This window comes from Pseudoduganella ginsengisoli (assembly GCF_009720865.1).
In the GTDB taxonomy this organism is placed as follows: Bacteria; Pseudomonadota; Gammaproteobacteria; order Burkholderiales; family Burkholderiaceae_D; genus Rugamonas; species Rugamonas ginsengisoli.
On sequence record NZ_WNLA01000001.1, the window covers coordinates 849,060 to 865,685 of the forward strand.

General features: G+C 58.3%; 13 protein-coding genes. 7 read left to right on the top strand and 6 right to left on the bottom strand.

The features are described 5' to 3' along the window. Nucleotides 1–97: 97 nt before the first annotated feature. Nucleotides 98–1,039 carry an agmatinase gene (gene speB, locus GM668_RS03690; RefSeq protein WP_155437527.1) on the top strand — a complete coding sequence of 314 codons (942 nt, stop codon included), beginning with the start codon at nt 98–100 and terminating at the stop codon, nt 1,037–1,039. A gap of 37 nt (nt 1,040–1,076) precedes the next feature. Here speB and GM668_RS03695 read toward each other — a convergent pair whose 3' ends face one another. Together GM668_RS03695 and GM668_RS03700 are read right to left on the bottom strand one after the other, a co-directional pair. Further along, nucleotides 1,077–2,447: a glutamine synthetase family protein gene (locus GM668_RS03695; RefSeq protein WP_170305463.1), complete on the bottom strand. Its 1,371-nt coding sequence runs from the start codon at nt 2,445–2,447 to the stop codon at nt 1,077–1,079. A gap of 82 nt (nt 2,448–2,529) precedes the next feature. Continuing rightward, a complete protein-coding gene (locus GM668_RS03700; protein ID WP_155437528.1) occupies nt 2,530–3,279 on the bottom strand; it encodes a gamma-glutamyl-gamma-aminobutyrate hydrolase family protein in 750 nt (249 codons plus the stop codon). Nucleotides 3,280–3,840: 561 nt separating this feature from the next. Here GM668_RS03700 and GM668_RS31715 point away from each other — a divergent pair. The 6 genes from GM668_RS31715 to GM668_RS03725 all read left to right on the top strand — a co-directional run bounded on the left by GM668_RS31715 (nt 3,841) and on the right by GM668_RS03725 (nt 8,850). Then, nucleotides 3,841–4,263, top strand: coding sequence for a DUF6531 domain-containing protein (locus GM668_RS31715; RefSeq protein WP_371868622.1), 423 nt, complete (start codon nt 3,841–3,843; stop codon nt 4,261–4,263). Further along, nucleotides 4,220–4,450 (top strand): RHS repeat domain-containing protein, encoded by a 231-nt coding sequence (locus GM668_RS03705; protein ID WP_170305464.1) that lies wholly within the window; start codon nt 4,220–4,222, stop codon nt 4,448–4,450. The genes GM668_RS31715 and GM668_RS03705 overlap by 44 nt, the downstream gene beginning before the upstream one ends. A 24-nt stretch (nt 4,451–4,474) precedes the next feature. Next, the gene (locus tag GM668_RS31555) at nt 4,475–7,711 is read left to right on the top strand and encodes an RHS repeat-associated core domain-containing protein (protein ID WP_155437530.1); all 3,237 of its coding nucleotides are present in this window, start codon (nt 4,475–4,477) and stop codon (nt 7,709–7,711) included. Next, nucleotides 7,708–8,046: a hypothetical protein gene (locus GM668_RS03715; RefSeq protein WP_155437531.1), complete on the top strand. Its 339-nt coding sequence runs from the start codon at nt 7,708–7,710 to the stop codon at nt 8,044–8,046. The genes GM668_RS31555 and GM668_RS03715 overlap by 4 nt, the downstream gene beginning before the upstream one ends. A 90-nt stretch (nt 8,047–8,136) precedes the next feature. Beyond that, nucleotides 8,137–8,379: a hypothetical protein gene (locus GM668_RS03720; protein WP_170305465.1), complete on the top strand. Its 243-nt coding sequence runs from the start codon at nt 8,137–8,139 to the stop codon at nt 8,377–8,379. Between the two features lie 108 nt (nt 8,380–8,487). Beyond that, nucleotides 8,488–8,850, top strand: coding sequence for an NTF2 fold immunity protein (locus GM668_RS03725; RefSeq protein ID WP_155437533.1), 363 nt, complete (start codon nt 8,488–8,490; stop codon nt 8,848–8,850). 844 nt (nt 8,851–9,694) lie between these two features. On the opposite strand, the gene GM668_RS03730 is transcribed toward GM668_RS03725, so the two are convergent. The 4 genes from GM668_RS03730 to nirB all read right to left on the bottom strand — a co-directional run bounded on the left by GM668_RS03730 (nt 9,695) and on the right by nirB (nt 16,611). Further along, complete coding sequence (locus tag GM668_RS03730) at nt 9,695–12,421, bottom strand: molybdopterin-dependent oxidoreductase (RefSeq protein ID WP_170305466.1); 2,727 nt, start codon at nt 12,419–12,421, stop codon at nt 9,695–9,697. Between the two features lie 27 nt (nt 12,422–12,448). After that, nucleotides 12,449–13,657 (bottom strand): NAD(P)/FAD-dependent oxidoreductase, encoded by a 1,209-nt coding sequence (locus tag GM668_RS03735; RefSeq protein WP_155437534.1) that lies wholly within the window; start codon nt 13,655–13,657, stop codon nt 12,449–12,451. A gap of 2 nt (nt 13,658–13,659) precedes the next feature. Continuing rightward, nucleotides 13,660–14,007, bottom strand: a complete 348-nt coding sequence (nirD, locus tag GM668_RS03740; protein ID WP_155437535.1) for a nitrite reductase small subunit NirD — start codon at nt 14,005–14,007, stop codon at nt 13,660–13,662. A 69-nt stretch (nt 14,008–14,076) separates the two neighbouring features. Next, nucleotides 14,077–16,611, bottom strand: coding sequence for a nitrite reductase large subunit NirB (gene nirB / locus GM668_RS03745; protein WP_155437536.1), 2,535 nt, complete (start codon nt 16,609–16,611; stop codon nt 14,077–14,079). Nucleotides 16,612–16,626 lie beyond the last annotated feature (15 nt).

Genomic DNA, 16,626 nt, shown 5'->3' on the forward strand with positions numbered 1-16,626 from the left:
ATGGCTGGACCAATCACCCCTGAAAGGTCCATCATGAACCAGGTAGAACTGCAAGCCCGCAAGGTCATTCAATACATTTGCGTCGGAGGCAGCTGATATGTCCAGCCACGAATTCGCGTACCGCTCCAGCGGCACTTACCTGAATGCGCCGCACCTTGCGCAGTCCGCCTCATCCAGCACGCCATTCGCCATCGCCGGTGTCACGTATGACGGCGCCGTCACCAACCGCCCCGGCGCCCGCTTCGGCCCGCAAGCCATCCGCCTTGCTTCGCAAATGCTGTGCGAAGCCATCCACCCCTATTTCGATACAACGCCGCACGGTTTATTGTCCGATGCGGGCGACGTGCCCTTGCCGAACACGAGCCTGGAAGCCATGCGCGCGGCGCTGATGCCGCATGCGCTGGAGTTATTCCGCAACCACCACATGGTTTGGCTGGGCGGAGATCACAGCATCACGCTGCCGCTGCTGCGCGCGCTGAATCAAGTGCATGGCCGCCCCGTGGCGCTGCTCCACTTCGATGCGCATTGCGATACGTGGGTCGACCATTTCGGCGAACCTTCGGGCCATGGCACATGGGTGTATGAAGCATTCCAGGAAGGGCTGGTGATTCCACAGGCAGCGATCCAGATCGGCATCCGCTCCACTGGTGAGCGGGATGCGCGCGAATACGTGAATGACATGGGGGGCCGCGTGTTTACCGGCCGCCAATTGCGTGGGCTGGCCAGCCCGGAACAGCTGGCGCCCGTGCTGGATGAAATCCGCGCCCGCATGGACAAGGCAGGCAATCCGCCCGTCTACCTGTCGCTCGATATTGATTGCCTGGACCCGGCTTTTGCACCCGGCACAGGCACGCCGGAACCAGGCGGCCTGACGACGCCGCAAGTGATGACCATCCTGGAAGAATTGGCGGATTTGAACTGGTGCGGCATGGATTGCGTGGAAGTGTCGCCGCCCTATGACCATGCACAGTTGACGGCACAGGCGGCGTCCATGTTCGTGTGGACGTATTTGTGCGGCTTGATCGCGCAGCGCAAATAAACGCAAACAAGCCGGGCGGCGCACCGCCGCCCTGCCTTCACACGTGCAGCAGCAAGTGTTCCCGTTCCCACGGGCTGATGACGGTCATGAATTCCTGGTACTCCAGGTCCTTGATGGCGGCATAGACGTCAATGAAGCGGTCGCCCAGCACAAAGCGCAATTTATCTTCGCGCCGCAGCGCCGATAACGCTTCCGACAGGCTTTGCGGCAATTCATAGCGCAATTCATACGCGCTGCCCGTGGTCGCCATCGTCGGCTCCAGCTGTTCCGTCATGCCCAGGTAGCCGCACGCCAGCGTCACGGCCAGCGCCAGGTACGGATTCGCGTCGGCGCCGATGATGCGGTTTTCCACGCGCCGGTCTTGCACACCGGATTCCGGCACACGGAAGCCCACGGTGCGGTTATCGACGCCCCATTGGATATTGATGGGAGCAGCCGTATGCCGCACCAGCCGGCGGTAGGAATTCACGTACGGCGCGACGATCGCCAAGGCCGGCGGCATATAGCGCTGCAAGCCGCCGATGTAATGCTTGAACAGCGGCGAAGGCGAGCCATCGTCATTGCTGAAAATATTCTTGCCGGTTTTGATATCGACCACGCTCTGGTGCACGTGCATGGCCGATCCCGGCTCGCCTGCCATCGGCTTGGCCATGAACGTCGCATACATATCGTGCTTCAGCGCCGCTTCACGCAAGGTGCGCTTGAAGAAAAATACCTTGTCCGCCAGGCTCAGTGGCTCGCCATGCAGGAAGTTGATTTCCATCTGGCCCGCGCCGATTTCGTGAATCAAGGTATCGACGTCGAGGCCCATCAAATCGCAGTAATCGTAGATATCTTCGAACAGCGGATCGAATTCATTGACGGCATCGATGCTGTACACCTGGCGGGAAGTTTCCGCCCGGCCGCTGCGGCCGATCGGCGCCTTTAACGGCAAGTCTGGATCCGCATTTTTCGCCGTCAGGTAAAACTCCAGTTCCGGCGCCACCACGGGTTGCCAGCCTTTATCGGCATACAGTTTCAGCACGCGCCGCAATACCGTGCGGGGCGCGAAATCCACCAGCGCGCCATCGGCGAAATAGCAATCGTGGATCACTTGCGCCGTGGGGTCCGCGGCCCAGGGCACCATCGTGATGGTGGTGGGATCGGCCCGTAAAATCATGTCGCGGTCCGTGTTGGAAATGGCGCGGTCATAGGCCACGTCATCCGTCGGGTAATTACCCGTGACGGTCATGCCCAATACCGCTTCGGGTATGCGCATGCCCCGTTCTTGTGTGAATTTCACGCGGGGCAGGATCTTGCCGCGCGCAACGCCCGTCAAGTCGGGCACCAGGCATTCAATTTCCGTGACCCTGTTTTCATTGAGCCACAAATCCATGTCGGTATAAGTAAAATTTTCTCGAATAGCCACGTCAGCCTCTCATAGTGTCTTGATCGGACGCGGCCAAATGAGGGCCGCGCTCCTGTTTACGCGCAGACAACGAGCGGCGTACCTAAGGGATGCGTTCCTGATAGCTGTGGCACGCAAGGCCGAACGCATGGAACAGTTTCATCGACACGGCATCACCGGTGACGCGCCATTCCGGGTGCCATTGCACAGCCAGTGCGAAGGCAGCGCCATCGACCGTATACGCTTCCACCAGGCCATCATCGGCCACGGCTTCCACCGTCAAGCCCGGCGCCAGCAGGGCGACGCCCTGACCATGCAGAGAGTTGACCGTGATGTCACGCGCGTCCAGCAGCCCCGCCAACAAGCCGCCTTCGGCGAGCCGCACGCGGTGCGCGGGGCCATACTGGACGTCAAGGGGATCGCCGGGACGGTCGCGGTGGTCCATCATGCCGGGCACTTCCTGCACCGCCTGGTGCAACGTGCCGCCCAGCGCGACATTGATTTCCTGGAAGCCGCGGCAAATACCGAACAGGGGAATGCCCCGCTCGATGGCGGCGCGCAGCAGCGGCAACGTGGTGGCGTCGCGCGCAGGATCGAGCGGCAGCGAAGGATCATGCACGGCCTGGCCATACAAGGCTGCATCGACATTGGAAGTAGCGCCCGTCAGCATTACGTCGTCTGCAACGGACAGCACGGCATCAATATCCGTCTGGCCGCCCAGCGCCGGCACAATCAGCGGCATGCACCCCGCCCCTTGTACAACGGCATCGATGTACTTGGTTTGCACAGTGTGCGTAGGATGGTCGCCCTTGCTACGCTTACAGGCTGGAACAATAACGATGGGGCGGCGCATGGCGTCAGTCTCTGGGCAGAGGCCTCTGTTGAGCGATAAGCCAATTTATCACATTTTCATTCCTATAACTGTCTGATCACAACGACGGTCGAATCACTTGTGAATGAGATACGGGAATAAGTTCCTTGCCAGCGCAACTGATTGCGTTCTCATTTCAATTTTAGCAACAAGTACAAGATTTCTGTATTATGTCAGGGTTGTTTTTTATTAATGCTTCTTTCAATAAGGAAGTTAGATGAAAAAGCTTTACTCGCTAGCGACACTGACCATGTTGCTATCGATGACCAATGCGCTTGCTGACGTGAAAAAGGATCCTGATATACAAAGGGTTACCGTCTCGGAAGAACGCCCTCTTCGTTCGTCCCTAGACCCTGTTCCAGTAGGAGGCCGCCTCGATACGGGAGCATTCAGGCACGATGCCCCGCGTGGCGGAGGTGGCCTTCCTGCCCAAGGAAAAACGGCTGCCGCGCCATCAACCGGCAATTCCGACACCTCGTGCGGTAATGCCAGCAAAGCATCGCCAGTCTCTCCCCATCCAGTCGTGATCGCCACCGGGGAAAATTGTTACCGGAAACCGACTTTCAGGCCGCCGGCGACCAGGGCCTGGGCTTGCACCGCCAATACCGCAGCATGCATGCTTACGGCAGCTTGTTTGGTCCGCAATGGCTGTCGAATTTCGATTATCCCCGGCTGATTGTCGGAAGCATGACGTGCGACCGCAACATGGTATGTGTGCCCAAAACCGTGACCGTGACCCAGCCCGACGGCGCGCGCTTTGTATACAGCTTGTCCGGTTCATCAGGTGTGACCAGCATCAGCAAACCTGTTTCACGTAGCGCCAGTGCCGCCGTGCCCCCCCCGTACGACCAGCATGGCCGACACGTATATATATACGGTTCACCCCAGCAGCACAACCACGGCCAGTGTCGATGCGGGTGTCATGATCCTCACGCCCGGTACGTCGTGGGAATTGGTCCGCGGTAAAACCAGCTACCTGTATATCGGCGACGCGCTGCAATACATTACGGACCCGCTGGGAGCAACGACCAGTCTCACTTATCAAAATAACCGGCTCACTACCGTTACCAGCCCAACCGGGAAAACGCTGCAATTTACTTATGGCGGCAATGGCCGGGTCAGCACGGTACGCGATCCAGCCGGGAACTTGTAGACCTATGAGTACAACGCCAGCGGCATGCTGTCGAAAGTAACGTCGCCGGGCACATCGCCGGACATTCGGGAATATACCTATTCGCCAACTGATGCAACATTGCTGGCTGGGCTGAAAATCAATGGAACGAGCTATAGTAACTATACCTATTATCCGGATCGCCGCGTCAAGACCAGTGGTCTGGCCAGTGGTGAGGAGCAGGAGACGTTCAGCTATGGCCCATTGACGACGAACGTGACTGACGTTCGCGGCCAGACTTCGGTCTACACCTTTGAAAACATCCAGGGTACCTTGAAAGTCCGCTCGGTTTCCCGCCAAGCCACCAGCACTTGCAGTGCCGCGAGTGCCGCGACAGTATACGACGCGAACGGCAACATCGATTTCGAGGATGACTGGAATGGCAACCGTACCGACTACAACTTTGACAATGCGGGCCGGTTGCTAGGCTATACAACGGCAGCCGACACGCCTGACGCGCTGAGTGTTGTCCACACCTGGCAGGGGGACGACATTGCCACCACCGAGTATCGTGGCGCCTACGGGGGCGCATACAAGCGTGTCACCTATACCTATAACGGCACGCAGCTGGAAACAGAAACTTGGGACGACTTGAAGGGTGGCGCCCAGCGCAAGCTGACCTACGGCTATACCTTGAATCCGAACGGCACGGTGGCATCCCGCACGGAGACGCTATCCTTGCCAGAAGGCCCGGCCATCACCACGACTATCTACGACGCGCAGGGAAATATCACGTCGCGAACCAATGCCTTGAACCAGACCGAGACATGGTCTTCGTACAATGGCTTGGGATTACCTGGCCGGTATGTCGATATCAATGGGGTATCGACGGATTACCTTTACGACCTCAAAGGCAACCTGTCGAAGGCAACCCAGAATCTGGCGTCCGGGCCACGCGTCACCACCTACACGTTTAATAACAATCACCAGGTCACGGACATCGTCTATGCCAACGGTAGCGCCGAAAGGTACCGTTATAGAGGGTATGACCGGCTGGAGCAAGTCGGTGATAGTCAAGGCAAGTTCATCACCACTGCCATTGACGTTGCGACGAACACCGTCACCACCAGCGTCGAGCGCCAGGTTCCTGGCGCAGGCACGTTGCTAACGGCTGCCGTCTCTGGTGTGTTCTCCACCATTACACAACGCGATTCCCTCGGACGGGCCAAAACCGTCTACAACAGCGATAAAACCCAGCGCGTCGATTACACCTACGATGGTAACAGTAACGTCAAAACGCGCACGGATACCGCCAATCGCACCACCTATTACGACTACGATGCGCAGGATCGCATCATCAAGGTAAGCGCACCGGATGGCGGCATTACCATCACGAATTACGACTACGAGGGCAACCTGAAGTCGGTCCAGGACCAGCGCTCGCTGACCACCTCCTATACCTATAATGGCTTTGGCGCGGTCACCTCCCGCACCAGTCCGGATACCGGGGTCACCAGCTATCACTACGATGCTGTTGGCCGCCTGGACTCTGAATCCGGCGCCAACGGAAAAACCATTACCTACACGTGGGATAAACTGGGACGGCCGACATCGAGGTCCAGCGGCGGCGTCACCGAATCCTTCACCTATGATGAAGGCACTTACGGAAAAGGCCGCCTCACCGGCGCCACCGACGTGACGGGATCGACGAAATTCACCTATAACTCTGCTGGCGAGTTGACCAACAAGACCAGCAATGTGTATGGCACCAACTATACCTTCACCTGGACGTATGACACGGCAGGCCGTTTGACCGGGCTGAACTATCCAAGCGGCTTGGCCCTGACTTACAGCTTTGACAGTTATGGCCGTATTTCGAAAGTAGCGAGTAATATCAGCGGCACCTGGGCCACACTGGCCGATACCTTCCTGTACCAGCCGGTCAGCGGACAGCGCTATGCCTGGCGATTCAACAATGGCCTGTCCCGTCTGGTCACGTTGAACAACGATGGCCGCGTCAGCCAAATGGCCAGTGGCGGTGCACACAATGTGGCAGTGGGGTACGACAACATCGGCTACCTGAAAACGCTGCAAGACAAAGTCTATAACCCTGCCGAAGTCGTCAACATGGGCTACGACCCAGTCGGCCGCCTGGAATCCGTATCGCGCGCCAGCGATGCCCAGGGCTTCACGCTGGACGACGTGGGAAACCGCCTCACACAGAGCCGCCAGGGAGTCAGCTATACCTATACGCTGGATACGCAGAGCAATCGCCTGTCGAACTGGAGTGGCGGCGGCAAATACCGCAACTTCGCCTACGACGCCATCGGCAATGTCAGTGCCGAGACGCGCAATGACGGCACGCGCGGTTATGACTACGACCAGTTCAACCGCTTGACGGGTGCAAGAGTCAATGGCGTATTGGTTGGCGATTACCGCAACAATGCATTCAACCAGCGTGCGTACAAGATCGCCAATGGCGGCACGGCACAGCTGTACGGTCCTGGTGGCGAATTGCTGGCTGAAGCAGGTACCATCAATACCAGCTATGTCTGGATTGGCGGAGAATTGTTAGGCATGTACCGCAATGGACAGTTTTATGCCAGCCATAATGACCACTTGGGACGGCCGGAGGTGATGACTACTGCTGCCGGCACGGTGGCTTGGCGGGCAGAGAATGCGCCGTTTGACCGGAAGATTATTACCGATAGTGTCGGTGGGATGAACATTGGCCTGCCGGGTCAGTATTTCGATGGTGAGACTGGGATTTGGTATAACTGGCATCGGTACTATGATGCATCGCTGGGAAGGTATTTACAGAGTGATCCGATTGGACTGCAAGGTGGCATCAATACCTATGCATATGTTCTTGGTAACCCAATAAGTCTAGTCGACCCGACAGGACTTAAGACGTTTAGTGAGTGCGAAACCGCCGGCTTCTTCGCAGAGGCGCAGTTACAATCCTTGGCTGATGCCTATAAGAATCATAGGGGCGGAGGAAAATTTGACTTTGCCTATGGACCAAATCGCAACGACAACTGGACTATTGCAGACAGAACATACAATGCTCACGAATTTGGCAATGTTCTGGCCGGCTACACGGGGGGATTCATGTTCGGAGAGAAAAGGGGAGGTGCCATCGTTGGAGGAGTGGGAAAAGCAGCCAATTTCTTTGACAACGGCCTTAATGGAGACGGAGACAAGAGTAGCCAACCTTATATCGCGCTTGGCGCAAAGCTTGGCGCGGGGGATAAGAAGGCAAACCGACTTGGCGGTGTTTGCTCTTGCGGAGGTGGTAAGTGAATTTTCTAGTGTTGCCGATTATAGCCACGGTCCTAACCGCCATCGGTATTTTGGTTCGGAAGAGGTGGCTTTGTATTTTGGTCAGTGCAGTTATTCTTTTGATGATCAGCTACATACTTTTCTTTTATACGGGAACTGTCGCTCGTTTTGTTGTTCAGCCGGGGCCACCTGAAGGAACAAGTGAGGAAGTGTTCTACATTGGTATTCGGAGATTGCAGGACGCACTGTTGCCGAGTTATCTTGTGGTGATTTACTTGGCCCTGCTGGCTGTCGTGGCACAGGCTGCGGCCTTTTACGATCGCCTTCGTTCTAATAGATCCACGCCGACGGCGTAATTGTGCACTGAGCTGAAGCTTCGGCCGACGCACTGGAATTGGCCGAAGTCGATCCGCGCGCTCGGCCGAGATCGAGGCCGAGAGCGCAAATTGCGTGGTTTGCGCCACGACGTGGACGCGCGCGATGCCTCGCAAATCGCGGCTGTGCTCGCCGTGCGCGCACCGCTGGCCCGGGGCTTCATGCAGCCGCGTGAGCGGCAGCGCTCGCGTCCGCTGATCGCGCAAATTTCTTCAACCGCCGAGCGCGGCCGGCAGCGGTGGGCCATCCCCCCCTTGGAACTGGTCACACATAATGCAACTTCGTTCGGGCTAAAGCCCGTGCCCTACGAGTGATAACAAATTTGGTCCAGGCTACTTGGGAACAACAGATCGAAAGATCCTCAAATATTCGCCCAATGGAACTCCTTACGGAGGAGCTGCAACGCAGATCGGAGTAACAAAATGAAGGACAAGTTTCTTGCAATCGCGACAGTTTTTGTGCTTTCTATTCCATTGTTGGCACTAGCCATCGAGCGAAACCAATATAAACAAGAGCAGGTTTCCAAGACTGGCTACGTCCCCAAGGATGGAATAAAGCCTAAAGAGGGATTCATACCCAATGCCGCAACCGCAATCGGAATTGCTCTTCTTGTGCTAGATCCGATATATGGTGCTGATCAAATAGAAAAGCAAAAACCGTTTACGGCAGATCTAAGAGGAGATGTGTGGGTCGTGCAAGGTTCGATAGAAAGTGGAACTGGAACCGCTGAAGTGGACCTCTCCAAACGTACTGGTGCGATTCTTAGAGTGACCCATGGAAAATAACGAAGGAAGGTGCGCTCAGTGAATTGATGATCGAGAGTGAACGAAACGGATTTTCGGAACAATCTGATACCGTTCCTAAAAGGCCTATAGAGACCTCGACGCTATGAACGACCTAAAAATTGCGATGACAGTAGTTGCGATATTCACGCCAGCGGTGTCGTCGCTGGCGGCGTTTGTTTTTTTACACGGCGCGGTACATTCGGCTACGGCTAGCGCGTAAAACGACCTTGGTTGACTGTTTGCATGATTTCGCGGGGAGTTGGACACGATTAATAATGCGCGCAGATCCCCCCGAGGAGCAATACTATTTGCGCAGAATGCTACTTGCCGCAGCCATCTTCATGGCCTATGTGTTGATCGTAATGCTCCTGGTAGGATCGTATTGAACGGCAACGGAAGCCAAGCTCACTGCCCTTGATTCCATGGGTGAGCGGAACGGTGGAGTATGTACCGGTGGAAACAAATAAGTCCGCATTAATACCAGCGTCTCTATCTCGCCTGGAGAACATTATCCTCGCCATTGCCTTGCTGGTTCTGCTATTAACCATGACGATTTATAGCGGCATGTTGCCAAAACGATCGTTTGCAAGTATGACTGCGGGAATCGTCACGCTTGGAGCCAGTTGCATTGAGCTGGTATGTGTGTGTTGGCTCACAATTCAGCACCTCTTGAAGCGGCGCAAACGAAGACGGCTTTCTTGGCTTGTCCTTTCTTGTGGTTTATCAGGAGCATTGCCGGTGCTGGTGATCATTGCCCGCCATTTCTCCCAGTAGGTCGTACTCTTTGCCTAGCGGCCAGTCAACTCAGCTGGCTACCTGGCATTGCTGCGCCTCTCCAAATACTTTAAGCCGGCATTTCCGCGCTGATCTGCGCCCGCGTTTCAATCAAAATCTTCTTCAATTCCGGCACGCACGACCCGCAATTGCCGCCCGCCTTCACGCAAGCGGTAATTTCCGGCACAGCCTTCAAATCCTTGTCGCGGATGGCCGAGCAAATCGTGTTGCGGCCGACACCAAAGCACGAGCACACCGTTGGCCCCGCATCGACACCCTTCTTCATCGGGCGGCCAATCAGCAAACCGGCGCGGTCCATGTCGGACAGCTTTTCCTCCGCAAACAAACCAGCCAGCCAGCCCCGCGCCGGCAAGTCCAGGCGCGGCGACAGGAATACGCACTGTTCGATACGGTCATTGACCACGTGCACGGCACGGTACATGCGCTCGCTCTTGTCCGCATATTCGAGCCAGTCCGCATCGGGATCCGTCACACCCAGCAGCTCGCGCGCCCAGGCCGTGAAATCATCGATGTTGCTGCGGCCCGCCATTTCATAACGGGCAAATTCCTTGCCCTGGATACGGGTCCAGTGCGCGACAGATTCCAGGTCCAGTTCCGTGCGCGACAGCACGAACGCATGCCAGTTCACGCGGAATTGTTCGATACGGATCGGCGTGTGCTTGAATTCCGGCTCGCCCGATACCGGGTCCACCACGGGGTTCACCAGCGCGCCAACGCGGGCATCGGACGACGTCTGGTTATTCCAGTGGATCGGTACGAATACGCTGCCACGGGCGATGCCGCCGCCATGCTGTACGCGCGCCACCATCGCCCCCCATTTGCTGGTGATGCGGGCCAGCTCACCTTCGCGCACGCCATAAATCAGCGCATCTTGCGGGTGCATGTCGATGAACGATTCCGGAATGTGGTCGGCCAGCTTGGCGGAACGACCGGTGCGCGTCATCGTGTGCCACTGGTCGCGCACGCGGCCCGTATTCAACGACAACGGGAAATCCTCTTCCGGCAGGTTGGCAGGCAAGCGCGGCGCCGTGGCAATAAAGCGCGCCCTGCGGTCCGGGTGGGAAAAAGAGCCGTCAGCGAACATGCGCTTGGCCCCTTCCTTTTCGCCCGCCAGGATCGGCCACTGCACCGGCGCCATCGCGTCATACGCCTGCGCGCCCTGGCCCGCCAGCCCAGCCATGTTGAATTTGCGGGGCAGATCGCTATCGTCATTACGCCAAGCGGACAGGCGCACGTGTTCATCAAACACTTCATACGCATTGGCGAAATCAAAGCCCGTGTAACCCATGCGCTGCGCGAATTGCGCAATGATCAGCCAGTCCGCACGCGCTTCGCCCGGCGCCGGCAAGAACGCGCGCTGGCGCGACACGCGGCGCTCGGAATTGGTGACCGTGCCATCTTTCTCACCCCAGCCCAGCGCAGGCAGCAGCACGTCGGCAAAGGCATTGGTGTCGGTGCGCTCGATGATGTCACTTGAAACCACCAGTTCGCACCTGGCCAGCGCACGGCGCACCTGGTCGGCATCCGGCAGGCTGACGACGGGGTTGGTCGCCATCACCCACACGGCCTTGACTTTGCCTTCTTCAATGGCGCGGAACAAGTCCACGGCTTTCAAGCCGCCCTTGTCCGCCATGCGCGGCGAATCCCAGAACGTACGCACGGCATGGCGGTGTTCCGCATTTTCCAGGTCCATGTGCGCCGCCAGCATATTGGCCAGGCCACCCACTTCGCGGCCGCCCATCGCGTTGGGCTGGCCCGTGATGGAAAATGGCCCCGTGCCTTCCTTGCCGATACGGCCGCCAATCAAATGGCAATTGATGATGGCGTTGGCTTTATCGGTACCGGACGACGACTGGTTCACACCCATCGAATAGCCGGTAATGACTTTCTGCGTGGCGGCAAACGATTCATAGAATTCCGTCAGCGCCTCAACACTGACGCGGCAGATTTTTGCGACTTTCGCGATGTCGCCGCATTCTTCATTGGCGACGGCCAGCGCCGCATCGAAACCGTTCGTATGTTCCGCAATAAACTCCGGATCAACGGCGCCGATTTGATTCAGGTAGCTGAGCAAGCCATTGAACAGCCACACGTCCGTGCCAGGCTTGACGGGCAAATGCAAGTCCGCCAGTTCGCACGTGGCCGTGCGGCGCGGGTCGATGACGACCAGTTTGAGGTCTGGACGCTTTTCCTTGGCCTTGGCAATGCGCTGGAACAGGATCGGGTGGCACCATGCCGCGTTCGAGCCCACCAGCACGATCATGTCGGCCAGTTCCAGGTCGTCATAGCAGACCGGCACCACATCTTCGCCAAACGCGCGCTTGTGGCCGGCCACGGCGGACGACATGCACAGGCGGGAGTTCGTGTCGATATTCGCGCTGCCGACATAACCCTTCATCAATTTGTTGGCGACGTAATAGTCTTCCGTCAGCAACTGGCCGGACACATACAGCGCCACGGCATCCGGACCATGTTCAGCAATGATGGCTTGCCATTTATCGGCCACCTGTCCCAGCGCGTCATCCCACGATACGCGCCGCAGTACATCCGAACCGCGCTCGCCGCGCACCATCGGATACAGCAGGCGCCCTTCCAGGCTGATGGTGTCGCCCAGCGCGGAACCTTTGACGCACAGGCGTCCCGCGTTGGCAGGATGCGCCGTATCGCCGGCAATCTCGAATCCGCCGTCAGCCTTCGGCGTCGCCTTCACGCCGCAGCCGACGCCACAATAGGCGCACGTGGTTTGTACGGAGAGGGGGACGGGGGACAGGTTCACGATATTTCTCACTCAGGTTATTTCAACTTACGCGGCGCTTAACTCTTCACCAAACAACAAGGTCTGCCGCATGCGCGTGATATCCGCCTTCTTCTGGATCAGGTCAAAGTACCACGGACCATCTTTGACATCGCCATACAGCACGGCGCCAATCACGCAGCCATCCTTCAACACCAGCCGCTTATACACCCCCTTGCGCGGGTCGCGCAGCACCAAATCTTCGCTGCCTTCGCCACCGATAAAATCGCCGACCGAATACAAGTCGACACCCGTGACTTTCAGGCGCGTCGGTGATGCCTGCTGCACGTAGCGGCGGTGGCCGGCGCCCGCCAAATGCGCACCGCAAACACGCGCCTGGTCCCAGATCGGCGCCACCAGGCCAAACGTGGCGCTGCGGTGCTGCACGCATTCACCCACCGCATACACGCGCGGATCGTACGTCTGCATGGTGTCATCGACGACGATGGCGCGGTCGCAATGCAAGCCGGCCTCTTTGGCCAGCGCGATATTCGGACGCACACCGGCCGTCATCACCACCAGGTCCGCAGGAATTTCGGAGCCATCCTTGAAACGGACACCCGTCACGCGGTCCGGACCCGTGATTTCCGCCGTCTGCGCATTGAGCAGGAAACGCAGTCCGCGCGCTTCCAATGCCTTTTGCAGCAGCGCCGCGGCAGGTTTGTCCAGTTGCTGGTTCATCAGGCTGTCCGTCACGTGCACCACCGTGACATCCATGCCCTGGCGCATCAAGCCATTGGCCGCTTCCAGTCCCAGCAAGCCGCCGCCGATCACCACGGCATGGCGGTGGTTGCGCGATGCTTCCAGCATGGTTTCCACGTCCTGGATATCGCGGAATGCAATCACGCCCGGCAATTCATGGCCCGGCACGGGAATGATGAACGGCTTGGAACCAGTCGCCAGCAACAGGCGGTCATAGCGCACTTCCTTGCCCGACTGCGCACGCACGATGCGGCGCGAACGGTCGATGTGCACCACCGGATCGCCCGCATGCAGCGTGATGTTATGGCGGTCATACCATTCACGCGTGTTGAGCATGATGTCGTCCACCGTCTTTTCACCGGCCAGCACCGGCGACAGCAAGATGCGGTTGTAATTGCCGTAAGGCTCCGCGCCAAACACCGTGATGTCGTACAGGTCCGGCGCGAGTTTATATAACTCTTCGACGGTACGCATGCCAGCCATGCCGTTGCCGATCACTACCAGCGCGGGTTTCATGATCACGCCCCGACCAGCACTTTGCCGTTTTCAATACGCGCCGGGTACGTGGCAATCGAATGTTCCGGCGCTTCCAGGCACTCACCCGTCTGCAAATCAAAGTGGTGCTTGTAAATTGGTGAAGCCACGACGATGCGCTCGCCCAGGTTGCCGATCAGGCCGCGCGACAGCACGGACGCGTTGGAATTCGGGTCAAAGTTCGACACGGCAAACACGCGCTGTTCGCTATCGTTGAGGCGGAACACGGCGACGGCTTCGCCGTTCAGCAGGGCGCACACGCCGGTATTCGGCACGATGTCGTCCAGTTCGCACACGGTGGTCCAGTTGGCGTTCAGGTTGTCACGATGCATGATGATTCTCCAGTTAGTCTCAAGCTTGTGGATGCCCGGCCTAAAGGCCCGGCACGCCATGCTGCAGGGTTACGCTGCTTTGATCGGGATGATGCGGGCCTTGCGTTCTTCCAGGGTGGCTGGGCGGATCTGGCCCCGTTCTTCCATGAACACCACGTTGGGATCCGCCTTGTCGCTGTTGACGAAGGTGCGGAAGCGCTTGCGGGTTTCCGGATCGGTCACGGCCAGTTTCCATTCGCATGCATAGGTGTCGACCACGTGCTGCATGTCTTTTTCCAGTTCTTGAGCGATACCCAGCTTGTCGTTGATGATGACGTCCTTCAGGTAATCCAGGCCGCCTTCCATGTTGTCGCGCCATACGCTGGTGCGCTGCAGGCGGTCCGCCGTGCGCGTGTAGAACATCAGGAAGCGGTCGATGTACTTGATCAGGGCCGGTTTATCGAGGTCTGACGCAATCAGTTCCGCATGGCGCGGCTTCATGCCGCCGTTTCCGCACACGTAAAGGTTCCAGCCTTTTTCGGTGGCGATCACGCCCACGTCCTTGCCCTGCGCTTCCGCGCATTCGCGGGTGCAGCCGGACACGGCGAACTTGATCTTGTGCGGCGAACGCAAGCCCTTGTAGCGGTGTTCCAGCTCAATCGCCAGGCCGACGGAATCATCGACGCCATAGCGGCACCACGTCGAACCCACGCACGATTTCACGGTACGCAGCGACTTGCCATAGGCGTGGCCCGTTTCAAAGCCGGCGGCAATCAATTCTTCCCAGATCGATGGCAGCTGTTCCACGCGGGCGCCGAACAAGTCGACACGCTGGCCACCGGTGATCTTCGTGTACAAGCCGTACTTCTTGGCCACCATACCCACGGCGATCAAGCCATCGGCCGTCACTTCGCCGCCCGGCATGCGCGGCACGACGGAATACGTACCGTCTTTCTGGATATTGCCCAGGAAGTAGTCGTTCGAATCTTGCAGGCTCGCGTGCTCTTTGCTCAGCACGAAGTCATTCCAGCACGACGCCAGGATCGATGCCGCCAGCGGTTTGCAGATGTCGCAGCCGAGGCCCTTGCCGTGCTGCGCCAGCAGCTGGCCGAACGTGCGGATGTTGCCCACTTTGATCAGATGGAACAGTTCCTGGCGCGAGTAGGCAAAGTGCTCGCACACGTGGTTGTTGACGTCCATGCCAAGTTTTTTCATCTCAGCCTTCATCACTTGCGTCACCAGCGGCACGCAGCCGCCGCACGCAGTACCCGCTTTGGTGCACGACTTCAGCGAACCAATTGTCGTGCAGCCGCCGGCCACCGCTTCGCAGAGCGCGCCTTTCGACACGTCGTTGCACGAACAAATTTGCGCGGTGTCCGGCAGCGCATCAACGCCCAGGCCCGGCTTGGCCTTGCCATCCGATTGCGGCAGAATCAGGAATTCCGGCGATTCCGGCAATTCCATTTTGTTCAGCATCATTTGCAGCAAGGTGCCGTATTCGCTGGCATCGCCCACCAGCACGCCGCCAAGCAGATAGCGGCCGCAGCTCGACACGACGATTTTCTTGTACACCTGCTTGCGTTCATCCATGAACTGGTACGAACGCGCCCCCTCTTCCTTGCCATGCGGGTCGCCGATCGATGCCACATCGACGCCCATCAATTTCAATTTGGTGCTCATGTCGGCACCGTTGAACTCGGCCACTTCGCCCAGCATGTGCTTGACGGCCACGCGCGCCATTTCATAGCCGGGGGCCACCAGGCCGAAGATCAAGCCGCCCCACAGCGCACATTCGCCGATCGCGTAGATGTCGCGGTCCGACGTCAGGCAATTGTTGTCGATGACGATGCCGCCGCGCGGGCCGGTTTCCAGGCCGCATTCCTTGGCCAGCATGTCGCGTGGACGGATACCGGCGGAGAACACCACCATGTCGGCGTCCAGGTGCGTGCCGTCGAAAAATTCCAAGCGGTGCGTGCCATCGGCGCCATCGACGATGGCAGTCGTGTTCTTTGCCGTATGCACGGTCACGCCCAGCGCTTCAATTTTTGCGCGCAGCACGCGGGCGCCGCCGTCATCGACTTGCACCGCCATCAGGCGCGGTGCGAATTCCACCACGTGGGTTTCCAGGTTCATGTCGCGCAGCGCCTTGGCGCACTCCAGTCCCAGCAGGCCGCCGCCGATGACGACACCGGTTTTCGAACGGGCGCCGCATTCGGCCATGGCTTCCAGGTCTTCAATCGTGCGGTACACGAAGCAATCCTTGCGGTCCTTGCCCGGCAGCGGCGGGACGAAAGGATAGGAACCGGTGGCAATCACCAGCTTGTCGTAAGACAGAACATCACCGTCATTGGTGGTCACGGTCTTGGCGGCCGGATCGATCGCGGTGGCGCGCGTATTCAGGCGCAGCACCATGTCGTCGCGGTCAAAAAAGCCTTCTTTCACCAGCGACAAGTCATCCGCAGTTTTACCGGCAAAGAATTCCGACAAGTGCACACGGTCGTACGCCGGACGGGGTTCTTCGCACAACACCGTCACTTGCACATTCATGCCAGGCGCCTTGTGCGTCGCCAGGCTTTCCAGGAACTTGTGGCCTACCATGCCGTGGCCGATGACGATGATCTTCATGTTCTTACTCCTTGA